Annotated in this window: 4 protein-coding genes and 1 pseudogene; 2 read left to right on the forward strand and 3 right to left on the reverse strand. The window is 74.1% G+C overall.

What is annotated here, in order from left to right; translation table 11 throughout:
* The first annotated feature begins 350 nt into the window (after window positions 1–350).
* Window positions 351–1,350, forward strand: a pseudogene (locus tag FZ046_RS27630) (septum formation family protein).
* 94 nt (window positions 1,351–1,444) lie between these two features.
* Here the strand turns inward: FZ046_RS27630 and FZ046_RS05525 are convergent.
* The 3 genes from FZ046_RS05525 to FZ046_RS05535 all read right to left on the reverse strand — a co-directional run bounded on the left by FZ046_RS05525 (window position 1,445) and on the right by FZ046_RS05535 (window position 5,956).
* Window positions 1,445–3,733: an MMPL family transporter gene (locus tag FZ046_RS05525; protein WP_070356262.1), complete on the reverse strand. Its 2,289-nt coding sequence runs from the start codon at window positions 3,731–3,733 to the stop codon at window positions 1,445–1,447.
* A gap of 106 nt (window positions 3,734–3,839) precedes the next feature.
* Window positions 3,840–4,406, reverse strand: coding sequence for a hypothetical protein (locus FZ046_RS05530; RefSeq protein WP_070356261.1), 567 nt, complete (start codon window positions 4,404–4,406; stop codon window positions 3,840–3,842).
* On the reverse strand, window positions 4,403–5,956 hold the full coding sequence (locus FZ046_RS05535) for a pyruvate, phosphate dikinase (protein ID WP_070356263.1): 1,554 nt from the start codon (window positions 5,954–5,956) through the stop codon (window positions 4,403–4,405). Before FZ046_RS05535 ends, FZ046_RS05530 begins: the two co-directional genes overlap by 4 nt.
* Window positions 5,957–6,400: 444 nt before the next feature.
* Between FZ046_RS05535 and FZ046_RS05540 the strand changes: the two genes are divergently transcribed.
* The gene (locus FZ046_RS05540; RefSeq protein WP_149484203.1) at window positions 6,401–18,892 is read left to right on the forward strand and encodes a type I polyketide synthase; all 12,492 of its coding nucleotides are present in this window, start codon (window positions 6,401–6,403) and stop codon (window positions 18,890–18,892) included.
* Window positions 18,893–18,903: the final 11 nt, after the last annotated feature.

Below are 18,903 nucleotides of genomic sequence, written 5' to 3' on the forward strand. Positions count from 1 at the left end.
GGTGACTCGTGCCAAGCTTCGACCGTGGCTAGCAAACTCGGCTGGCGTGGTGCCGCGCGCGGTGACCGGCCGTGACGGGTTCGGACCTCGACAGCGCGTTGGCCGCCCTCGGCCGGGAACCGGCCGAGCGGTCCGGCCCGTGCGGGGATTCCCAGACTCGCACCAACAAGCGTGCGGCGCTGGGTCTGGCGCTCATCGGACTGATCGTCGCCGCCGTGTTCCAGCTGGCGTCGCCGGAATCGGCGGTGCGCGATCCGAACCGGGACAGCCGCGCCGCCAAGGTGTTCGCCAACGCGCAGACCGGCACCTGCCTGAACTGGCCGCCCAACGAGCCGGACAAGCCGTCGTTCGTGCAATGCACCAGCGACCACGTGTTCGAGGTGGCCTCGTCGGTGCCGATGAACGAGTTCGCCCAGCCGTGCCAGCGCGCCGTCAGCGAGTACCTCGGGCCGCGCTACGACCCGAACAGCCGATTCACCAGCAGCGTGCTGTGGGCGGGCGATGCGGCCGCCAAGCCGGAGGACCGCAACCTGCTGTGCGGGCTGCAGCTGCTCGGGGCAGGTCGCCGAGCTGGACCAGTCGAGGGTGTGGCCACCGGGAACGTGCCTGGGCGCCGCGAGTGCCGAAGACCCCGTGACCCCGTCGGCGGACGCACCGGTCGACTGCGCGCAGCCGCACGCCGCCGAGGTGGCCGGCGCGGTAAACGTCGGCGAGCGCCTGGGCGAGGCCTACCCCGCCGACGCCGCGCAGGAGGCGCTGCTGCGCGAGGAGTGCACCCGCATCGCCGACGCCTACCTCGCGCCGGGCGGGCTGAGCACCGCCGGCCTCGTCGCGGCCTTCGTGCCGGTCGCCCGGGCGAGTTGGGCGGCGGGCAGCCGCCAGGTGTCGTGCAACGTCAGCCGCGCGGCCGGGCCGGAGTGGCAGCCGCTCGTGGGGCGCTTCGGCCGACAGGACGCGGGGCCGGCGCCTGCCGCTCCCCCGCCCGCCACCCCGTCGTCCACGACCGCGGCACCGGCCACGCCGGCTCCGACCGCGGTGCCGCCGGCGTCGGCCGCCACGCCCGCCCCGGAACCATCGGCACCCGCGCCCACGTCGTCCTCGGCCCCGGCCCCGTCCACTCCGCCGTCGTCGACGGAGTCCCCGGCCCCCACGTCGTCGTCGGTGCCAACGTCGTCGGTGCCGTCGTCGTCGGTGCAGCCCACGCCGACCGAGCCCCCGCTCGGGCCGCCGCCCGGCCCGCCCGCGTCGGAGATCCCGCCCGAGCCGACCGAACCGCCGCCGAACGTGCTGCAGATCCCCGGGCTCGCGCCGATCACGCTGCCGTTCCCCGCGCCCGCGCCCGCGGGCTGAGCATCGCTGTCGACGCCGAGTGTGCATCTGGCGACGGATAAACCCCGTTTTGCGTCGTGAGATTCACACTCGACGGCCGAACACCCGGCGATCTTTAGTGCCGGACCCGCACCATCTCCGACGGCATGCGGTGCCGGCCACGCGCGGCGCGCAGGCGGACCGGGCCGCACTCGCGCAGCCCGAAGCGGTCGTGCCAGCGGCGCATCCCGTCCGGCGCCCACCAGTTCCGCGGCCCCATCAGGTGCATGAAGGCAGGCACCAGCAGCATCCGGACCAGCGTCGCGTCCACGAGCACCGCCAGCGTCAACCCCAGCCCGAACATCCGCATGATCGACACCTCGGACGCCATCAGCGCGGCGAAGGACACCGCCATCAGCAGCGCGGCCGCCGTGACGATGCGCCCCGTGCGTGACAGACCGAGTGCGATCGCCTCGTCGTTGTCGGCCCGGGTCCGCCGACCACCCTCCAACCAGTACTCCCGGATGCGGCTGAGCAGGAACACCTCGTAGTCCATCGAGAGGCCAAAGGCGATGCAGAACAACAGCACCGGCACGTGCGCCACCAGCGATCCCGTCGCCGTGGTGCCCAGCGCCCCGAGCGCCCCCTCCTGGAAGATCCACACCAGCGCCCCGAACGTCGCCGTCAGCGACAGCACGTTGAGAACGACGGCCTTGATCGGCAGCAGCAGGCTGCCGGTGAGCAGGAACAGCAGCCCGAACGTGATGGCGCCGATCACCAACAGCACCAACGGAAGTCGTGAGCTGATGGCCTCGGCGTTGTCGTGCGTCACCTGCGCGATGCCGCCGATGAGGAACGGGCGGCCGTCCGGTCCGACCACCGAGCGCATCCAGTCCAGCGGGCTCGGCGTCTCGTCGGTGACGACCGGCGCCGTGGAGGTGACGGTGAGGAACGCGCTGCCGTCGGCCACCCCGGTCGGCGCCGACGGCGGCCCCCGCAGGGCCCCGGACACGAACGTCCCGGTCGGCGCCGACACCGACGTCACGTAATAGGTGGCGGACAGGTCGCGCGCGAACCGCGACATCTCCACTGCGGCAACGTCATCGGCGTCCGGCACGACGATCGTCATCGCCGTCGACGGGTCGTAGCCGAACTCGGTGCGCAGCTGGTCGCCCACCTGGCGGGCCGACGCCGAGGCCGGCAGCATCCGTTCGTCCGGGAAACCCCACTTGACGTCCAGGAACGGCGCTCCGAGGGTCAGCAGCAGCACGGTGACCCCGATGCCCACCGCCACCGCCCGCCGCGTCGCGAATCGCGCGGTGCGGTACCAGAACGTGTCGTCCACGGTGCGCGCCGCGCCGGGCCGACCCAGCACCCGCCGCGCATACCGGCGCAGGTCCACCGCGTCGAGCCGGTCGCCCAGCACCACGATCGCCGCCGGGGCGATCACCAGCGCCGCCAGCGCAGTCAGCGCCACCACGGTGATGCCGGCGTAGGCGAAGGAGCGCAGGAAGTACATCGGGAACAGCGCGAGCGCGACCATCGACAGGCCGACCGTCGTCGCCGAGAACACCACCGTCCGCCCGGCGGTCGCCATGGTCTGGCACAGCGCGGCCTCGACCGGGGCGCCGGCCGCGCGCTCCTCGCGGAACCGGCTGACGATCAGCAGCGTGTAGTCGACGGCCAGCGCCAACCCCATCGCGATGGTCAGGTTCAGCGCGAACGTCGACACGTCGGTGACCGCCGTCAGCAGCCGCAGCAGCGCCGTCGACCCGACGATCGCCCAGATCCCGACGGCCAGGGGAATGGCCGCGGCGAGCAACCCACCGAACACCCCGATGAGGATGAGGAAGGTGAAGGGCAGCGCCAGCGCCTCCATCGTCAGCAGGTCGCGCTCGGACTGCCGGTTCACCTCGACGTAGGCCATCGCCGGGCCACCCGCGGTCACGGTGACGTCGCCCCGGGTACCGGCGAACCGCTCGGCGAGTTCCCCGGCGTGCCGCTGAGCGTCGCTGCCGTCGCCGTCGATCCCGATCACCACCAGGCCGGTGCTGCCGTCGGAGCTGAGTAGCGCGTTGGCCGTCGCCGCGGGCACCGTCCACGGGGACGCGACGGTGGCGACGAACGGGTAGCCCCGCACGCCGTCGACGACGTCGTGGCCGACGGCCTGCGCCGCGGCGCCGCGAGCGCCGCCGGGACTGGCCGCGGCGTCGACGGTCAGCACCATCTGCAGGTCGCCCTGCCCGAAGCGGTCGGCCATCAGGTCGGCCACCCGGGAGGACTCGGCGCCGGGATCGCGGAAGCCGGCGGCCGACAACGACTTCGTCACGTGGATGCCGTAGACGCCGGCGGCGATGGCCACCACGGCGGCAGCGAGGAGGATCAGTCGTGGCGCGGCGAGCGCCAGACGGGCGATGAACTGCAGCGCAACGGTCCTTTCACGACGACGAGCGAGATCCAGCGTGCGCCATCGTTTTCAAGACCACGTCGGAAATCGGCACACTCGTCGAATCCGTTCGCCGGATGGCCGGTCAGTCGGCGTCGCGGGTGCGTCCGGCGAGCCCGATGAGTTCCTCGTGCAGCTCGAACCACACGGTGTGGTACGAGTCGACGAGCGGACGGCTCAGCCACGTCAGATCGCCCTCGCGGGCCAGCCGCAGCGCCGTGGCCAACCGGTCGGCGTAGCGCGCCAGCCGACCGACCAGGCCGGCTGCCGCCGCGATCACCGGGACCACCCGGGCGTGCACGTCCTCGACGCGGGCCAGCACCTCGGCGGCCGCGGCCGGGGTGCCCTCCTCGCGGACCAGCTGCCACGTCGACAGCGCCGCCTTGAAGTCGGCGTTGATCGGGACGAAGTCCGCGTAGACGTCGGCGGCCGCATCCGCGTCGACGGCGGCGCGCTCGGCGGCGAGCAGTTCGGTCAGGCGCGTGCGGCCCTCCGACGCCAGCCGGACGGCCGGCCCGCCGGCGAGCACGCCGTCGACCACCAGGCGTTCGACGACGGCGACGCAGTCCGCGCCGAGTACGACGCCGAGGTCGGCGGGTGCGACGCGGCCCTTGAGCCGGATAATCTGCAGCACCGCGAGGTCGTCGGTCACCGTCGGCCCCGTGCGGCGATCAGTGTGGCCACCAGCGGGTCGGAGGACACGACGTCGGTCCATCCCTGCCCCAGCGCCGCCGCGACGGCGCTCTCGGTGGCAGCGACGGCGGGGTGCGGGCCCGCGTCGTGCACCCGCAGCGGGCTGACCCGGCGGGCGAGGTCGGTCAGCCGATGGAGTTCGGGGGTGTCGTCGGCCGACCACGCCGACAGCGGCAGCGCCCCGTCGCGCACCTCGCCGGTATCGCCGTCGACGGTGACGGTCCGCCCGTCGAGCCGCTCTCCGAGCCCGCTGCCGCACCCGACCACGGCGGGCAGGCCCAGCTCCCTGGCGACGATCGCGGCATGGCTGGTGGCGCCGCCGACCTCGGTGACCACGGCCCGCGCGGCGACCATGCCGGCCATGTCGTCGGGGCTGGTGGTCGGGCGGACGAGCACCACGTCGCGTCCCTCGTCGGCGGCGTCGGCCGCCGCGTCGCTGGTGGTGCACACCACCCCGGACGCGACACCGGGGCTGGCCGGCAGCCCGGTGGCGAGCAGCTCGGCGGCCTGCCGTGTCTCGGGCGCCAGCGTGGTGGCCATCGCGGCGCGCAACTGGGCGGGCGTCACCCGGGCGAGCGCCAGCGCGTCGTCGATCAGCCCCTCGTCGTGCAGGTCCAGCGCGAGCCGGACCGCCGCGCGCGGCGAGCGCTGCGCCACCCGCGACTGCAGGAGCCACAGCCTGCCGCGCTCGACGGTGAACTCGATGTCCTGCACGTCGGCGGCGTGCGTCTCCAGGCGGCGCCCGGCCTCCAGCAGCTCGGCGTGTACGTGCGGCAGCGCCCGGCGCAGCGCCTCGATCGGCTGGCAGTCGGTGACCCCGGACACCACGTCGTCGCCCTGGCCGGTGGGCAGCCATTCGCCGAACGGTTCCCGGGCGCCGGTCGCGGGATTGCGCGTGAACAGGACGCCGGTGCCCGAGTGGGTGTCGAGGTTGCCGAACACCATCGCCTGCACCAGCACCGCGACGGCGCCCGGCTCCGACAGCCCGTGGTGGCGGCGGTACGCGGTGACCCGCGGCGACGACCACGACGCCAGGACCGCCTCGATGGCGGCCCGCAGCTGCGCGTACGGCTGCTCTGGCGGCGCGGCGTGCACGGCCCGGCGGTAGCCGCGCCGGAAGCGCTCGACGGTGTCGTGCGCGAAATCCGGTGTGTGGGCGGCGCCCAGCGCGTCGGCCACGGCGGCGTCGACGCCGACGTCGAGCACGGTCTCGAGCATCCCGGGCATGGACGTGGCACCGCTGCTGCGCACCGCGACCAGCAGCGGGCGGGCGCCGCCGCCGAACGTCGCGCCGGTGCGGCCCTGCAGCCAACCGAGTCCGCCGAGCACGTCGTCCCAGGCGGCGTCGACGACGGCCGCGGGATCGGCGGCCACGGCGGGACCCCACTCGACGGTCAGGCAGAAGGCCGGCGGAACCGGCAGCCCGAGGCGCGCCATCTCGGCCAGGCCGCGGCCCTTGGCCCCGACGACGGTGCGGTCGAAGTCGGCGTGCGCGTCGAGCACCAGCACCCGATGCCCCTGGTGGACGGGTCGGTGCGCTGCGTGCACCGTCATCACCACCTCCACCGCCGGGGACCGGGCTGGGGCCGGTCGACTGGTCGCCCGAGTGTACGAAACCCCCGCCGGTGCGCACGGCCGTCCGGCCACACGACACTCGCGATGTGGCCGACGTCGGATATGGTCACCCATGCGCGACGCGCGGGCCGTGCGGCAGAACACACTGCGGCGACGGTCCGCCGTGCAGCGCGACTGCGTCGGGGGCAGTACGGCACCGTGACATCGACGTCGCGGTGGGCACGGTGGCGTCTCGGCCGGACCGACCAGGATCGGGCAGGTCAGGCGCCGCATCAGCGCATCCGTACCAGGCTCGGCGCCGAGTACCTCAGCGCCGTCTCCCGGGCGGGTGAACGGCAGGCCCAACGTCAGTGGGCTGACTAATAGGGATGGCACCGCATGGTCAATCAACTCGAGCACGCGACCGAGGCGCTCCGCAAGGCGCTCGTCCAGGTGGAGCGGCTGAAGAACCAGAACCGTGCGCTCCTCGAGCGGTCCGGTGAGCCGGTCGCCGTCGTCGGCATGGCCTGCCGGTACCCCGGTGGCGTCGCCTCGCCCGAGGACCTGTGGCGGATGGTGGCCGAGGGCCGCGACGTCATCACCGACCTCCCCGACGACCGCGGCTGGGACGTCGCGAGCCTCTTCGACCCCGATCCCGACGCCCCCGGCAAGTCCTACGCGCGCTCCGGCGGCTTCGTCGACGGCGTCGCCGACTTCGACGCCCCGTTCTTCGGCATCGCCGCCAACGAGGCGCTGGCCATGGACCCGCAGCAGCGCATGCTGCTCGAGCTGTCCTGGGAGGCCCTCGAGCGTGCCGGGGTGGACCCGCACTCACTGCGCGGCAGCTCGACCGGCGTGTTCGCCGGGGTCATCGCGGGCGGTTACGGCATGAGCGACGACGCCATCGAGGGGTACCGCCTGACCGGCATGACCTCGAGCGTCACCTCCGGCCGCGTGGCCTACGTGCTGGGTCTCGAGGGCCCAGCGGTCTCGGTCGACACCGCGTGCTCGTCGTCGCTGGTCGCGCTGCACCAGGCCGTGCAGGCGCTGCGGCTCGGCGAGTGCGACATGGCGCTGGCCGGCGGTGTCACCGTCAACGCCACCCCGACGATCTTCGTGGAGTTCAGCCGCCACCGCGGCCTGGCGCCGGACGGCCGGTGCAAGCCGTACGCCGGTGCGGCCGACGGCGTGGGCTGGGCCGAGGGCGGCGGCGTGCTGGTGGTCGAGCGCCTCTCCGACGCGCTGCGCAACGGCCACCAGGTGCTGGCCGTGGTGCGCGGCTCCGCAGTCAACCAGGACGGCGCCTCCAACGGGCTCACCGCCCCCAACGGCCCGTCGCAGCAGCGCGTGGTGCGCGCCGCGCTGGCCAACGCCGGCCTGACCACCGCGCAGGTCGACGTGGTCGAGGGCCACGGCACCGGCACCCCGCTGGGCGACCCGATCGAGGCGCAGGCGCTGCTCGCCACCTACGGCCAGGAGCGGCAGCAGCCGCTCTACCTCGGGTCCATCAAGTCGAACATGGGCCACACCCAGGCCGCCGCGGGCGTCGCCGGCGTCATCAAGATGATCATGGCGATGCGCAACGACGTGCTGCCCCAGACCCTGCACGTCGACGCCCCGAGCCCGCACGTGGACTGGACGGCCGGTGCGGTCGAGTTGCTGGCCGACGCCAAGCCGTGGCCCGCGGGCACGGCGCCGCGCCGGGCCGGCGTGTCGTCGTTCGGCATCAGCGGCACCAACGCGCACGTCATCATCGAGGAGGCGCCGGCGCCCGCCGAGAGCGCCGACGCGACCACCCCGGCACTGCCCGCGGTGCTGCCGTGGGTGCTGTCGGCCAAGACGCCGGGCGCGCTGGCCGGGCAGGCAGCGCGCCTGTCGGCACACCTCGCCGAGCACCCCGACGTCACCGACCTCGACGTCGCCCACACCCTGTCCGGGCGCGCCGCCTTCGAGCACCGCGCAGTGGTGCTCGGCGGTGACCGCGCGGCGTTGCTGGCCGGGCTCACCGAGCTGGCCGACGCCGACGAGGCGCCCGCGCACGCCGTCACCGGGCACGCCACCCCGACGGCCAAGACCGCGTTCGTGTTCCCCGGCCAGGGCAGCCAGTGGGTGGGCATGGGCGTCGAATTGCTGGATGCCGCACCGGTGTTCGCCGAGGAGATCGCCGCCTGCGAGGCGGCGCTCGGGGAGTTCGTGGACTGGTCGCTGACCGACGTGCTGCGCACCGGCGAGGGCCTCGACCGCGTCGACGTGGTGCAGCCCGTGCTGTTCGCCGTGATGGTGTCGCTCGCGCGGCTGTGGCGATCGCTGGGCGTGGTGCCCGACGCCGTCATCGGCCACTCCCAGGGCGAGATCGCCGCGGCCTACGTCGCCGGTGCGCTGTCCCTGCGCGACGCCGCCCGCGTGGTGGCGCTGCGCAGCAAGCTGCTCGTCTCGCTGTCCGGTGCGGCGGGCATGGTGTCGCTGGCGTGCAGCGCCGATCGGGCGCGCGAACTGCTGCTGGGCATCGAGGGTCTGAGCATCGCGGCGATCAACGGTCGCTCGGCGGTCGTGGTGTCCGGCGCCACCGCCGGGCTCGACGACCTCATCCGCCAGTGCGAGGCGCTGGAGATCCGCGCCCGGCGCGTCGACGTGGACTACGCGTCGCACTCGGCGCAGGTCGAGGCGATCCGCGAGCAGCTGATCGAGGCGCTCGCCGACGTCGAACCCCGTTCGGTGCGCACGGCGTTCATCTCCACCGTCACCGGTGAGTCGATGGACACCGCGGACCTGGACGCGCAGTACTGGTACCGCAACCTGCGTCAGACCGTCGAGTTCGACCAGGCCGTCCGCACCGCGTGCCGGCACGGCTACCGCGCCTTCGTCGAGGCCAGCCCGCACCCGGTGCTCATCGCCGGCATCGACGACACCGTCACCGACGCCGTCGAGGGCGCCGAGCCGATCGTCGTGCCGTCGCTCGGCCGCGACGACGGCGGCCTGGACCGGTTCCTCGCCTCGGCCGCCCAGGGCTGGGTGGCCGGAATGCCGGTCGCCTGGCGGCACGCCTGCCCGGGCGGTGCGCTCGCCGACCTGCCCACCTACGCCTTCGAGCGCCGCCGGTTCTGGCTCTCCGGCGGCGGTGCGGGCACCGGCGACGCCAGCGGTTTCGGTCTGGCCGGCGGTGCGCACGCGCTGCTGACCGCCGTCGTCGAGGTCCCCGACACCGGACAGGTGCTACTTACCGGACGGCTGTCCGCGGCGACCCAGTCCTGGCTGCCCGATCACGCCGTCGGCGGCACGGTGCTGTTCCCCGGCGCCGGCTTCGTCGACCTCGTCATCCGGGCCGGCGACGAGGTCGGCTGCGGGTCGGTCGACGAGCTCACGCTGCAGGCGCCACTGGTGGTGCCGCCGACGGGGGTTCCGCTGCGCGTGGTCGTCGGACCCGCCCAGGACTCCGGATCCCGTGCGGTGTCGGTGTTCTCGCGTCCGAGCGAGGACGGCGACTGGGTGCTGCACGCCGAGGCGACCGTCTCCGCCGACACCGCGACCGGTGCCGACCTGTCGGCGTGGCCGCCGGCCGGCGCGGTGGCGGTGAACGTCGCCGACGCCTACGACACCCTCGGTGCGCGCGGTTACCAGTACGGCCCGGCGTTCCGCGGCCTGACCGCGATGTGGCGCCGCGGCGACGAGGTGTACGCCGAAGTGGCGCTGCCGCAGGAACTCTCGGCCGGTGAGTACGGTGTGCACCCGGCGCTGCTCGACGCGGCGCTGCACCCCATCGCCCTCGCCGCGCTCGCGGCGGCGGGGCCCCACGACGCCACGCTCGCGCTGCCGTTCTCCTGGGAGCGCGTCACGCTGCACGCGGCGGGCGCCTCGGCCGCGCGCGTCAAGATCGTGCCGACCGGAACCCATTCGGTGGCCATCGAACTGGCCGACGGCCTTGGTCTGCCGGTGCTCTCGGTGGGCACAATGACCGCCCGGCCCGTCAGCGCCGACCAGATCGCTAGTGCCACCGCGCGCGCCGAGGGCGAGCTGTTCGAGGTCGACTGGGTGGCCGTACCGACGCCGGACACCGCCGGCTCGACCGACGGCGTGACGGTGTACGAATCCACCTCGGCGGCCGTCGATTCCGACGATCTGCCGGCCGCGGTGCGCGACGCCACCACCGCCGCACTCGCCCGCGTGCAGTCCGCGCTCGCCGAGCCGGGCACGCTGGTCGTCGTCACGCGCGGTGCGGTCGCGCTGCCGGGCGCCGACGTCACCGACCTGGCGGGTGCCGCCGTCTGGGGCCTGGTCCGCGCCGCACAGACCGAGAACCCGGGGCGCCTTGTGCTCGTCGACGCCGACGGCGACTGGGATCTCGCCACGGTGCTCGGCACCGGCGAGCCGCAGGTCGTGGTCCGCGCCGGGGCGTTGCACGCCCCGCGCGTGGCGCGCAGCCGCGGCACCGACGGCGTCCTCACTCCGCCCGAGGGCGTGCCGTGGCGCCTCGGCGTCACCACGGCCGGCACGTTCGAGGACCTGGCGCTGATCGAGGTGCCGAATGCCGGTGCGCCACTGCCGCCGGGCCACATCCGGGTCGAGATGCGCGCCGTCGCCGCCAACTTCCGCGACGTCATGATCACCCTCGGCATGTTCACCCACGACGCGCTGATCGGCAGCGAGGGCTCCGGCGTGGTCACCGAGGTCGCCCCCGACGTCACCGACCTCACCGTCGGCCAGCGGGTGATGGGCCTGTTCCCGGAGGGCACCGGCACGCTCGTCGCCGCCGACGCCCGGCTGGTGACCCCCGTCCCGACCGGCTGGACCGACGCGGAGGCCGCCGCGGCGCTGGTCGTGTTCACCACGGCCTACTACGGGCTCAAGGAGCTGGCCGACGTTCGGCCCGGCCAGTCGATCCTCATCCACGCCGCCACCGGCGGCGTGGGCCTGGCCGCCATCCAGCTGGCCCGGCACTGGGGCATGGAGGTGTTCACCACCGCCAGCCGCGGCAAGTGGGACACGTTGCGCGCGTTGGGCTTCGACGACGACCACATCGGCGACTCGCGCACGCTGGAGTTCGAGCAGAAGTTCCTCCAGGTGACCGGCGGTCGCGGGTTCGACGTGGTGCTCGACTCGCTGGCCGGCGAGTTCGTCGACGCGTCGCTGCGCCTGCTGCCCCGTGGCGGCGTCTTCCTCGAGATGGGCAAGACCGACATCCGCGATGCCGACACCGTGGCCGCCGCCCACGCCGGTGTGCGGTACCGGGCGTTCGACCTGTTCGAGCCCGGCCGGCCCCGCATGCGCGAGTACATCCTCGAACTGGCCGAGATGTTCGAGACCGGCGTCCTGACCCCGCTTCCGGTGACCACGTGGGACATCCGGCGCGGCGCCGCGGCGCTGCGGCACCTCAGCCAGGCCCGCCACATCGGCAAGATCGTCATGACGTTCCCCGACGCCTGGGCCGCGGGCACGGTGCTGATCACCGGTGGCACCGGCATGGCAGGCGCGGCCGTCGCGCGGCACGCCGTCACCCGCCACGGCGCCCGCCACCTGCTGCTGGTGTCGCGCCGCGGCGCGGACGCCCCGGGTGCGGCCGAGCTGGTCGCCGACCTCACCGCCGCCGGCGCCGACGTGCGCGTGGTGGCCGCCGACGCCGCCGACCGCGAGCAGCTGCGCGCGGTGCTGGCCGACGTGGAGGTGCCGCTGTCGGCCGTCGTGCACGCCACCGGTGTGCTCGACGACGCCGTGGTCTCCTCACTCACCCCGGAGCGGGTGGCCCCGGTGCTGCGGGCCAAGGTCGACGCCGCCTGGAACCTGCACGAGCTGACCCGCGACGCGAATCTTGCTGCCTTCGTGCTGTTCTCGTCGATGGCGGGCGTGGTCGGCTCGGCCGGCCAGGCCAACTACTGCGCGGCCAACACGTTCGTCGACGGCCTCGCCGCGCACCGCCGGGCACACGGCCTGCCCGCCACCTCGCTGGCGTGGGGCCTGTGGGACCAGGCCAGCGCCATGACCGGCCACCTCGACACCGCCGACCTGTCGCGGCTCGGCCGCGACGGCATCCTCGCGCTGTCCGGTGACGACGCGATGGCGCTGTTCGACGCCGCGCTGGTGGTCGGTGACCCGCTGCTCGCGCCCGCGCGCATCGACCGTAGCGCCCTGCGCGCCCGGTCGGCTCAGGGCGTGCTGCCGCCGATGTTCAGCGCGCTGGCGTCGGCGTCGACCCGCCGCCGGGTCGACGACTCGCTGGTAGCCGCCAAGTCGAAGTCGGCGCTGGCGCAACGCCTCGCGGGCCTGGGCGAGGAGGCGCAGCAGGCGCTGATCCTCGACCTGCTGCGCTCGCACATGTCGACGGTGCTCGGCACCACCGACCCTGATTCGATCGCCGCCGAACTCGCGTTCTCCGACCACGGGTTCGACTCGCTGACCGCCGTCGAGCTGCGCAACCGGCTGAAGACCGCGACCGGCCTGGCGCTGTCGCCGACGCTGATCTTCGACTACCCGACCCCGGCCGCGCTGGCGGGCTACATCCGCACCGAGCTGGCCGGCGACGCCCCCGTGCTCGCCTCGACCCCGACGGCGCTGTCGGTGGTCGACGAGCCGATCGCGATCGTCGCCATGGCCTGCCGCTACCCCGGTGGCGCCGACACACCGGAGGCGTTGTGGGACATGCTCGCCGAGGGCCGTGACGTCATCTCCGACTTCCCGTCCGACCGCGGGTGGGACCTGACGGGCCTGTTCGACGCCGATCCCGATGCCGCGGGCACGTCGTACGCCAACACCGGCGGCTTCCTCTACGACGCCGCGGACTTCGATCCGGCGTTCTTTGGGGTGTCCCCCACCGAGGCGCTCGCGATGGATCCCCAGCAGCGCCTGTTCCTCGAACTGGCTTGGGAGGCACTGGAACGCGGCGGCATGGACCCCGCGTCCCTGCGCGGCACGTCCACCGGCGTCTTCGCCGGCGTGTACGCCCAGGGCTACGGCATCGGCGCCGACGGCGCGGAGGGCTTCCGGCTCACCGGCCAGGCGTCCAGCGTGGCGTCCGGCCGGGTGTCCTACGTGCTGGGTCTCGAGGGTCCGGCGGTGTCGGTCGACACCGCGTGCTCCTCGTCCCTGGTGGCGCTGCACATGGCGGTGCAGGCGCTGCGCCTCGGCGAGTGCAACCTGGCCCTGGCCGGCGGTGTCACCATCAACGCGACGCCGGACGTCTTCGTCGAGTTCAGCAGGCAGCGCGGCCTGGCGCCGGACGGCCGGTGCAAGTCGTTCGCCGGCGCGGCCGACGGCACGGGCTTCGCCGACGGCGGCGGCGTGCTGCTGGTCGAGCGTCTCTCCGACGCCCAGCGACACGGCCACCCGGTGCTCGCCGTGGTGCGCGGCTCGGCGATCAACCAGGACGGCGCCTCCAACGGCCTCACCGCCCCGAACGGCCCGTCCCAGCAGCGGGTGGTGCTGGCCGCGCTCGCCAACGCCGGGCTCAGCCCCACCGACGTCGACGCCGTCGAGGCGCACGGCACCGGCACCACCCTCGGCGACCCGATCGAGGCCCAGGCGCTGCTGGCGACCTACGGCCAGAACCGTTCCGAGCCGCTGTACCTGGGGTCGATCAAGTCGAACATGGGCCACAGCCAGGCAGCCGCGGGCGTCGCGGGCATCATCAAGGTGATCCAGTCGCTGCGCCACGACCTGCTGCCCGCCACGCTGCACGTCGACGAGCCCAGCCCGCACGTGGACTGGACGATGGGATCGATCGCGCTGCTCACCGAGGCCCGGCCGTGGACGGCCAACGGCCACCCGCGCCGCGCGGGGGTCTCGTCGTTCGGCATCAGCGGCACCAACGCCCACGTGATCATCGAGGAGGCGCCACCCGTGGCGGCGCCCTCCGAGCCGGTGGTCGTCGACCAGCACCCGCCGGTGCTGCCGTGGGCACTGTCGGCCAAGACGCCCGAGGCCCTGGCCGCGCAGGCGGCTCGCCTCGCCGAGCACGTGGCCGCGCATCCGGACCTCGACGCCCTCGACGTCGGCTGGACGCTGGGCGGCCGTACCGAGTTCGCCCACCGCGCCGTCGTTCTCGGCGCCGACCGCGACGCGCTGCTCGACGGCCTGCGCACCATCACGGCCGACGGGGTCGACGCGCTCGACGGCGTCGTCCGCGGCCGCGCCGGCGCACCCGGCAAGACCGCGTTCGTGTTCCCCGGCCAGGGCTCGCAGGCCCTCGGCATGGGCCGCGAGCTGCACGCCGCGCACCCGGTATTCGCCGAGGCGTTCGACGCGTGCGCACGCGAGCTGGACCGGCACCTGCTGCGTCCGGTCCGCGACGTGATGTGGGGCGCCAACGACGCGCTGCTCGACACCACCGAGTTCGCCCAGCCGGCGCTGTTCGCGATCGAGGTGGCACTGTTCCGCCTGCTCGAATCGTGGGGCGTGCGACCGGATTACCTCATCGGCCACTCGATCGGCGAGCTGTCGGCCGCGCACGTCGCGGGCGTCCTGTCGCTGGAGAAGGCCGCCGCACTGGTGGTGGCCCGCGGCCGGCTGATGCAGCGCCTGCCCGCCGGCGGCGCGATGGTGGCGATCGCGGCCACCGAGGCCGACGTCGCTCGACTGCTCGAGGCGCGCGGGGCGACCGAGGTGTCGATCGCCGCGGTCAACGCCCCGGGGTCGGTCGTCGTCTCCGGGCCGGAGGACGCGGTCACCGAGGTCGCCGACGCCCTCAAGGAGCAGGGCCGCCGCACGCACCGCCTGGCGGTCTCGCACGCGTTCCACTCGGCGCTCATGGAGCCGATGCTGCTGGAGTTCAACACCCTCGCGAGCGGCATGTCCGTCGCGGCACCGACGATCCCGGTGATCTCGAACCTCACCGGTGAGGTCGCGGGTCCGGACTTCGGCTCCTCGCCCTACTGGCAGCGCCACATCCGCGAGGCCGTCCGGTTCGCCGACGGCGTACGGACGTTGGCGGCGGCCGGCGTGACCCGCTTCCTGGAGCTGGGCTCCGCGAGTGGGCTCACCGCGTCGATCGCGCAGACGCTCGCCGAGCGCGACCCCGCCGCCGAGCCGCTCACCGCGTCGGTGCTGCGCAAGGACCGCCCCGAGCCGGCGACGCTGCTCACCGCACTGGCCGAGTACGCCGTGTCCGGTGGACGGGTGGCATGGCGCGACGTCTGCGCCGGCGGCCGCCTGGTGGACCTGCCCACGTACGCCTTCCAGCGCCGCCGGTTCTGGTTGTCCGGCAACGGCTCCGGTGCGACCAACGCCCTGGGACTGGGCCTCGGCGACACCGAGCACGCCCTGCTGGGTGCGGTGGTCGAGCTGCCCGAATCCGGCGGCGTGGTGCTCACCGGCCGGCTGACCACCACCACGCAGCCCTGGCTGAGCGATCACGCGGTGGCCGACGTGGTGCTCTTCCCCGGTGCCGGCTTCGTCGAATTGGCGATCCGCGCGGGCGACGAGGTGGGCTGCGCGGGCGTCGAAGAGCTGATGCTGCACGCGCCGCTGGTGCTGCCGGCCGAGGGCGTCGCGGTGCAGGTCGTCGTCGGCGCACCCGACAACGGTGGCGCCCGCACGGTGTCGATCTTCTCCAAGCCCGACGGCGACGGCTCCGCCTGGACGCTGCACGCGGAGGGCGAACTGGTCACCGAGGCGGGCACGCCGGCCAGTGACCTGGCGGTGTGGCCGCCGGTCGGGGCACGCGAGGTCGACGTCGCCGAGGCCTACGAGGTGCTCGCGGCGCGCGGCTACCAGTACGGCCCGGCGTTCCAGAACCTGACGGCGATGTGGCGGCGCGGCGACGAGATCTTCGCCGAGGTGAAGGCGTCCCAGGACCTGTCGGTCACCGGCTTCGGCGTCCACCCGGCCCTGCTGGACGGTGCGCTGCACGCCGTCATCCTGGGCATGGACTCCGACGAACTGGCGTTGCCGTTCTCCTGGCAGAAGGTGTCGCTGCACGCCTCCGGCGCGTCGGCGGTGCGGGCACGCATCGCGCCGACCGGCCCGAGTTCGATGTCGATCGACCTGGCCGACGGCCTCGGCCTGCCGGTGCTGTCGGTGGGCGCGATGGTCGCCCGGCCGGTGACTGCGGCGCAGCTGGCCGCGGCGGTCGGCGCCCGGACCAGCGGCGAGCTGTTCGAGGTGGTGTGGTCGACGCTGGTGCCCGATCCCACCGCGGCGGCGGCCGACGCCGAGATCCCGGTCTACGAATTGCTTCCCGGCACAGCCGAATCCGGTGTGCCCGGTGTGTACGCCGCCACCCACGAGGTGCTGGCGCGCATGCAGTCGTGGCTCACCGAGGAGCAGTCCGGGACGCTGGTCGTGGCCACCCGCGGTGCCGTGGCGGTGTCCTCGGGCGCCGGCGGCGCGGTGTCCTCGGGCACCGGCGGCGCGGTGTCCTCGGGCACCGACGTCGACCTCGCCGGCGCGGCAGCGTGGGGTCTCGTCCGGGCCGCGCAGACCGAACATCCCGGCCGCGTGGTGCTGCTCGACACCGACGACTCGCTGCCGCTCGACGCGGACCTGCTGGCGACCCTGGTGGCCTCCGGCGAACCGCAGGTGGTGCTGCGCTCCGGCGTCCTGCACCACGCCCGCGTGGTGCCGAGCCGGGCCACCGAGTCGCTGCTCACCCCGCCGCCGGACGACGCGCCGTGGCGGCTCGCGGTCGGCGGGTCGGGCGGCACGTTCGAGGACCTGACGCTCGAGCCGATCCCCGACGCCGACGCGCCGCTGGAGGCGGGCCGGGTGCGGGTGGCGATCCGGGCAATCGCGGCCAACTTCCGCGACGTCATGATCACGCTGGGCCTGTACCCCGGCGAGGCGCAGATGGGCATCGAGGCCACCGGCGTGGTGACCGAGGTCGGCGCCGGGGTGACGACCGTCGCCGTCGGCGACCGCGTCATGGGCCTGTTCCCTGAGGGCACCGGCACGGTGGCCACCACCGACGCCCGCGTCGTGCTGCCGGTGCCGTCGGACTGGCGGGATCCGCAGGCGGCGGGCTTCACCGTCGGCTTCGCCACTGCGTTCTTCGCGCTACGGCAGATCGCCGAGGTCGCCCCGGGGCAGAAGGTGCTCATCCACGCCGCCACCGGCGGTGTCGGCATGGCGGCGGTGCAGCTGGCCCGGCACTGGGGCCTGGAGGTCTTCGCGACCGCCAGCCGGCCCAAGTGGGACACGTTGCGCGCCATGGGCTTCGACGACGACCACATCGGTGACTCGCGCACCACCGAGTTCGAGGCGAAGTTCCTGGCCGTCACCGGCGGCAGCGGCGTCGACGTCGTGCTCGACTCGCTGGCCGGCGAGTTCGTCGACGCGTCGCTGCGGCTGCTGTCGCGCGGCGGGTGGTTCCTCGAGATGGGCAAGACCGACATGCGCGAGGCCGACGCCGTGGCCGCCGCCCACCCGGGCGTGCGGTACCGGGCGTTCGACCTGTTCGAGGCGGGCGCCGACGGCGTCGCCCGGATCCTGTCGGGCGTCGCGGAACTCAGCCGCACCGGCGTGCTCAAGCCGCTACCGGTCGACACGTGGGACGTCCGCCGGGCGCCGGCGGCGCTGCGCCACCTGAGCCAGGCCCGCCACATCGGCAAGGTCGTCATGACCATGCCCGACGCGTGGGCCACCGGCACCGTGCTGATCACCGGCGGCACCGGCATGGCAGGCGCGGCCGTCGCCCGGCACGTCGTCGCCCGGCACGGTGCCCGCGACCTGCTGCTGGTGTCGCGCCGCGGTCCGGACGCACCGGGTGCGGGCGAGCTGGTCGCCGAACTCACCGACGCCGGTGCCAGCGTGCGGGTGGTGGCGGCCGACGTCGCCGACCGCGACGCGCTGGGCAAGGTGCTGGCCGAGATCGACCATCCGCGTGCGCTGTCGGCGGTGTTCCACACCGCGGGCGTCATCGACGACGCCGTCGTCACGTCGCTCACCCCGGAGCGCGTCGACACGGTGCTGCGCGCCAAGGTGGACGCCGCGGACAACCTGCACGAGCTGACCCGCGACCTGGACGTGTCGATATTCGTCCTGTTCTCGTCGATGGCGGGTCTGGTCGGCGGTTCCGGTCAGGCGAACTACTCGGCGGCCAACGCCTACCTGGACGCGCTGGCCACCCACCGGCGGTCGCTGGGTCTGCCCGCGATGTCGCTGGGCTGGGGTCTGTGGGATCAGGCGTCCGGCATGGCCGGCGGCCTCGACGACGCGGGCATCGCGCGGTTGGCGCGTGACGGCATCCTCGCGATGTCCGTCGAGGAGGCGCTGACGTTGTTCGATCAGGCGCTGGTGGTCGACGAGCCGTTCCTGGTGCCCGCGCGGATCGACCGCGCGGCGCTGCGGACCAAGTCCTCGGCGGGAACGCTGCCGCCGATGTTCGTCGACCTGATCTCGGGTCCGGCGCGTCGTCAGGTCGGCGACTCGCTGGCCGCGGCGCAGTCCCGTTCGGCGCTCACCGCGCGCCTGTCCGGCCTGCCCGCCGACGAGCAGCACGCGGTGCTGCTGGACCTGGTCCGCTCGCACATGGCGACGGTGCTGGGGCTGCCGTCGGCGGACGCGATCGGTGCGGACCTGGCGTTCCAGGACCACGGCTTCGACTCGCTCACCGCGGTCGAGCTGCGCAACCGGCTCAAGGCCGCGACGGGTCTGACGCTGTCGCCGACGCTGATCTTCGACTACCCCAACCCCGCGGCGCTGGCGGAGTACTTCCGCACGCAGCTGGGCGGCGAGTCGGCCGACGACGACGCGAAGGTCAGCGCCGTCGACGCCGAGCTGCAGCGCGTGGTGTCGTCGATCCCGATCAAGCGGCTGCGGCAGGCGGGCGTGCTCGACATGCTGCTCAACCTGGCCGGCCAGAGCGGCGACGCCGCGCCGGGCGGCGAGGACGGCGAGCCGCGCGCGCAGAGCATCGAGGACATGGACCTGCAGGACCTGCTGGCGGCGTTCGACGACGATGACGAGTAGGCCCGGACGCG

The organism is Mycolicibacterium grossiae, assembly GCF_008329645.1.
GTDB lineage: Bacteria > Actinomycetota > Actinomycetes > Mycobacteriales > Mycobacteriaceae > Mycobacterium > Mycobacterium grossiae.

Coding starts and splice junctions, on each gene's coding strand:
- FZ046_RS05540 (WP_149484203.1), top strand. CDS start 6,401: ATGGTCAATCAACTCGAGCACGCGACCGAGGCGCTCCGCAAGGCGCTC.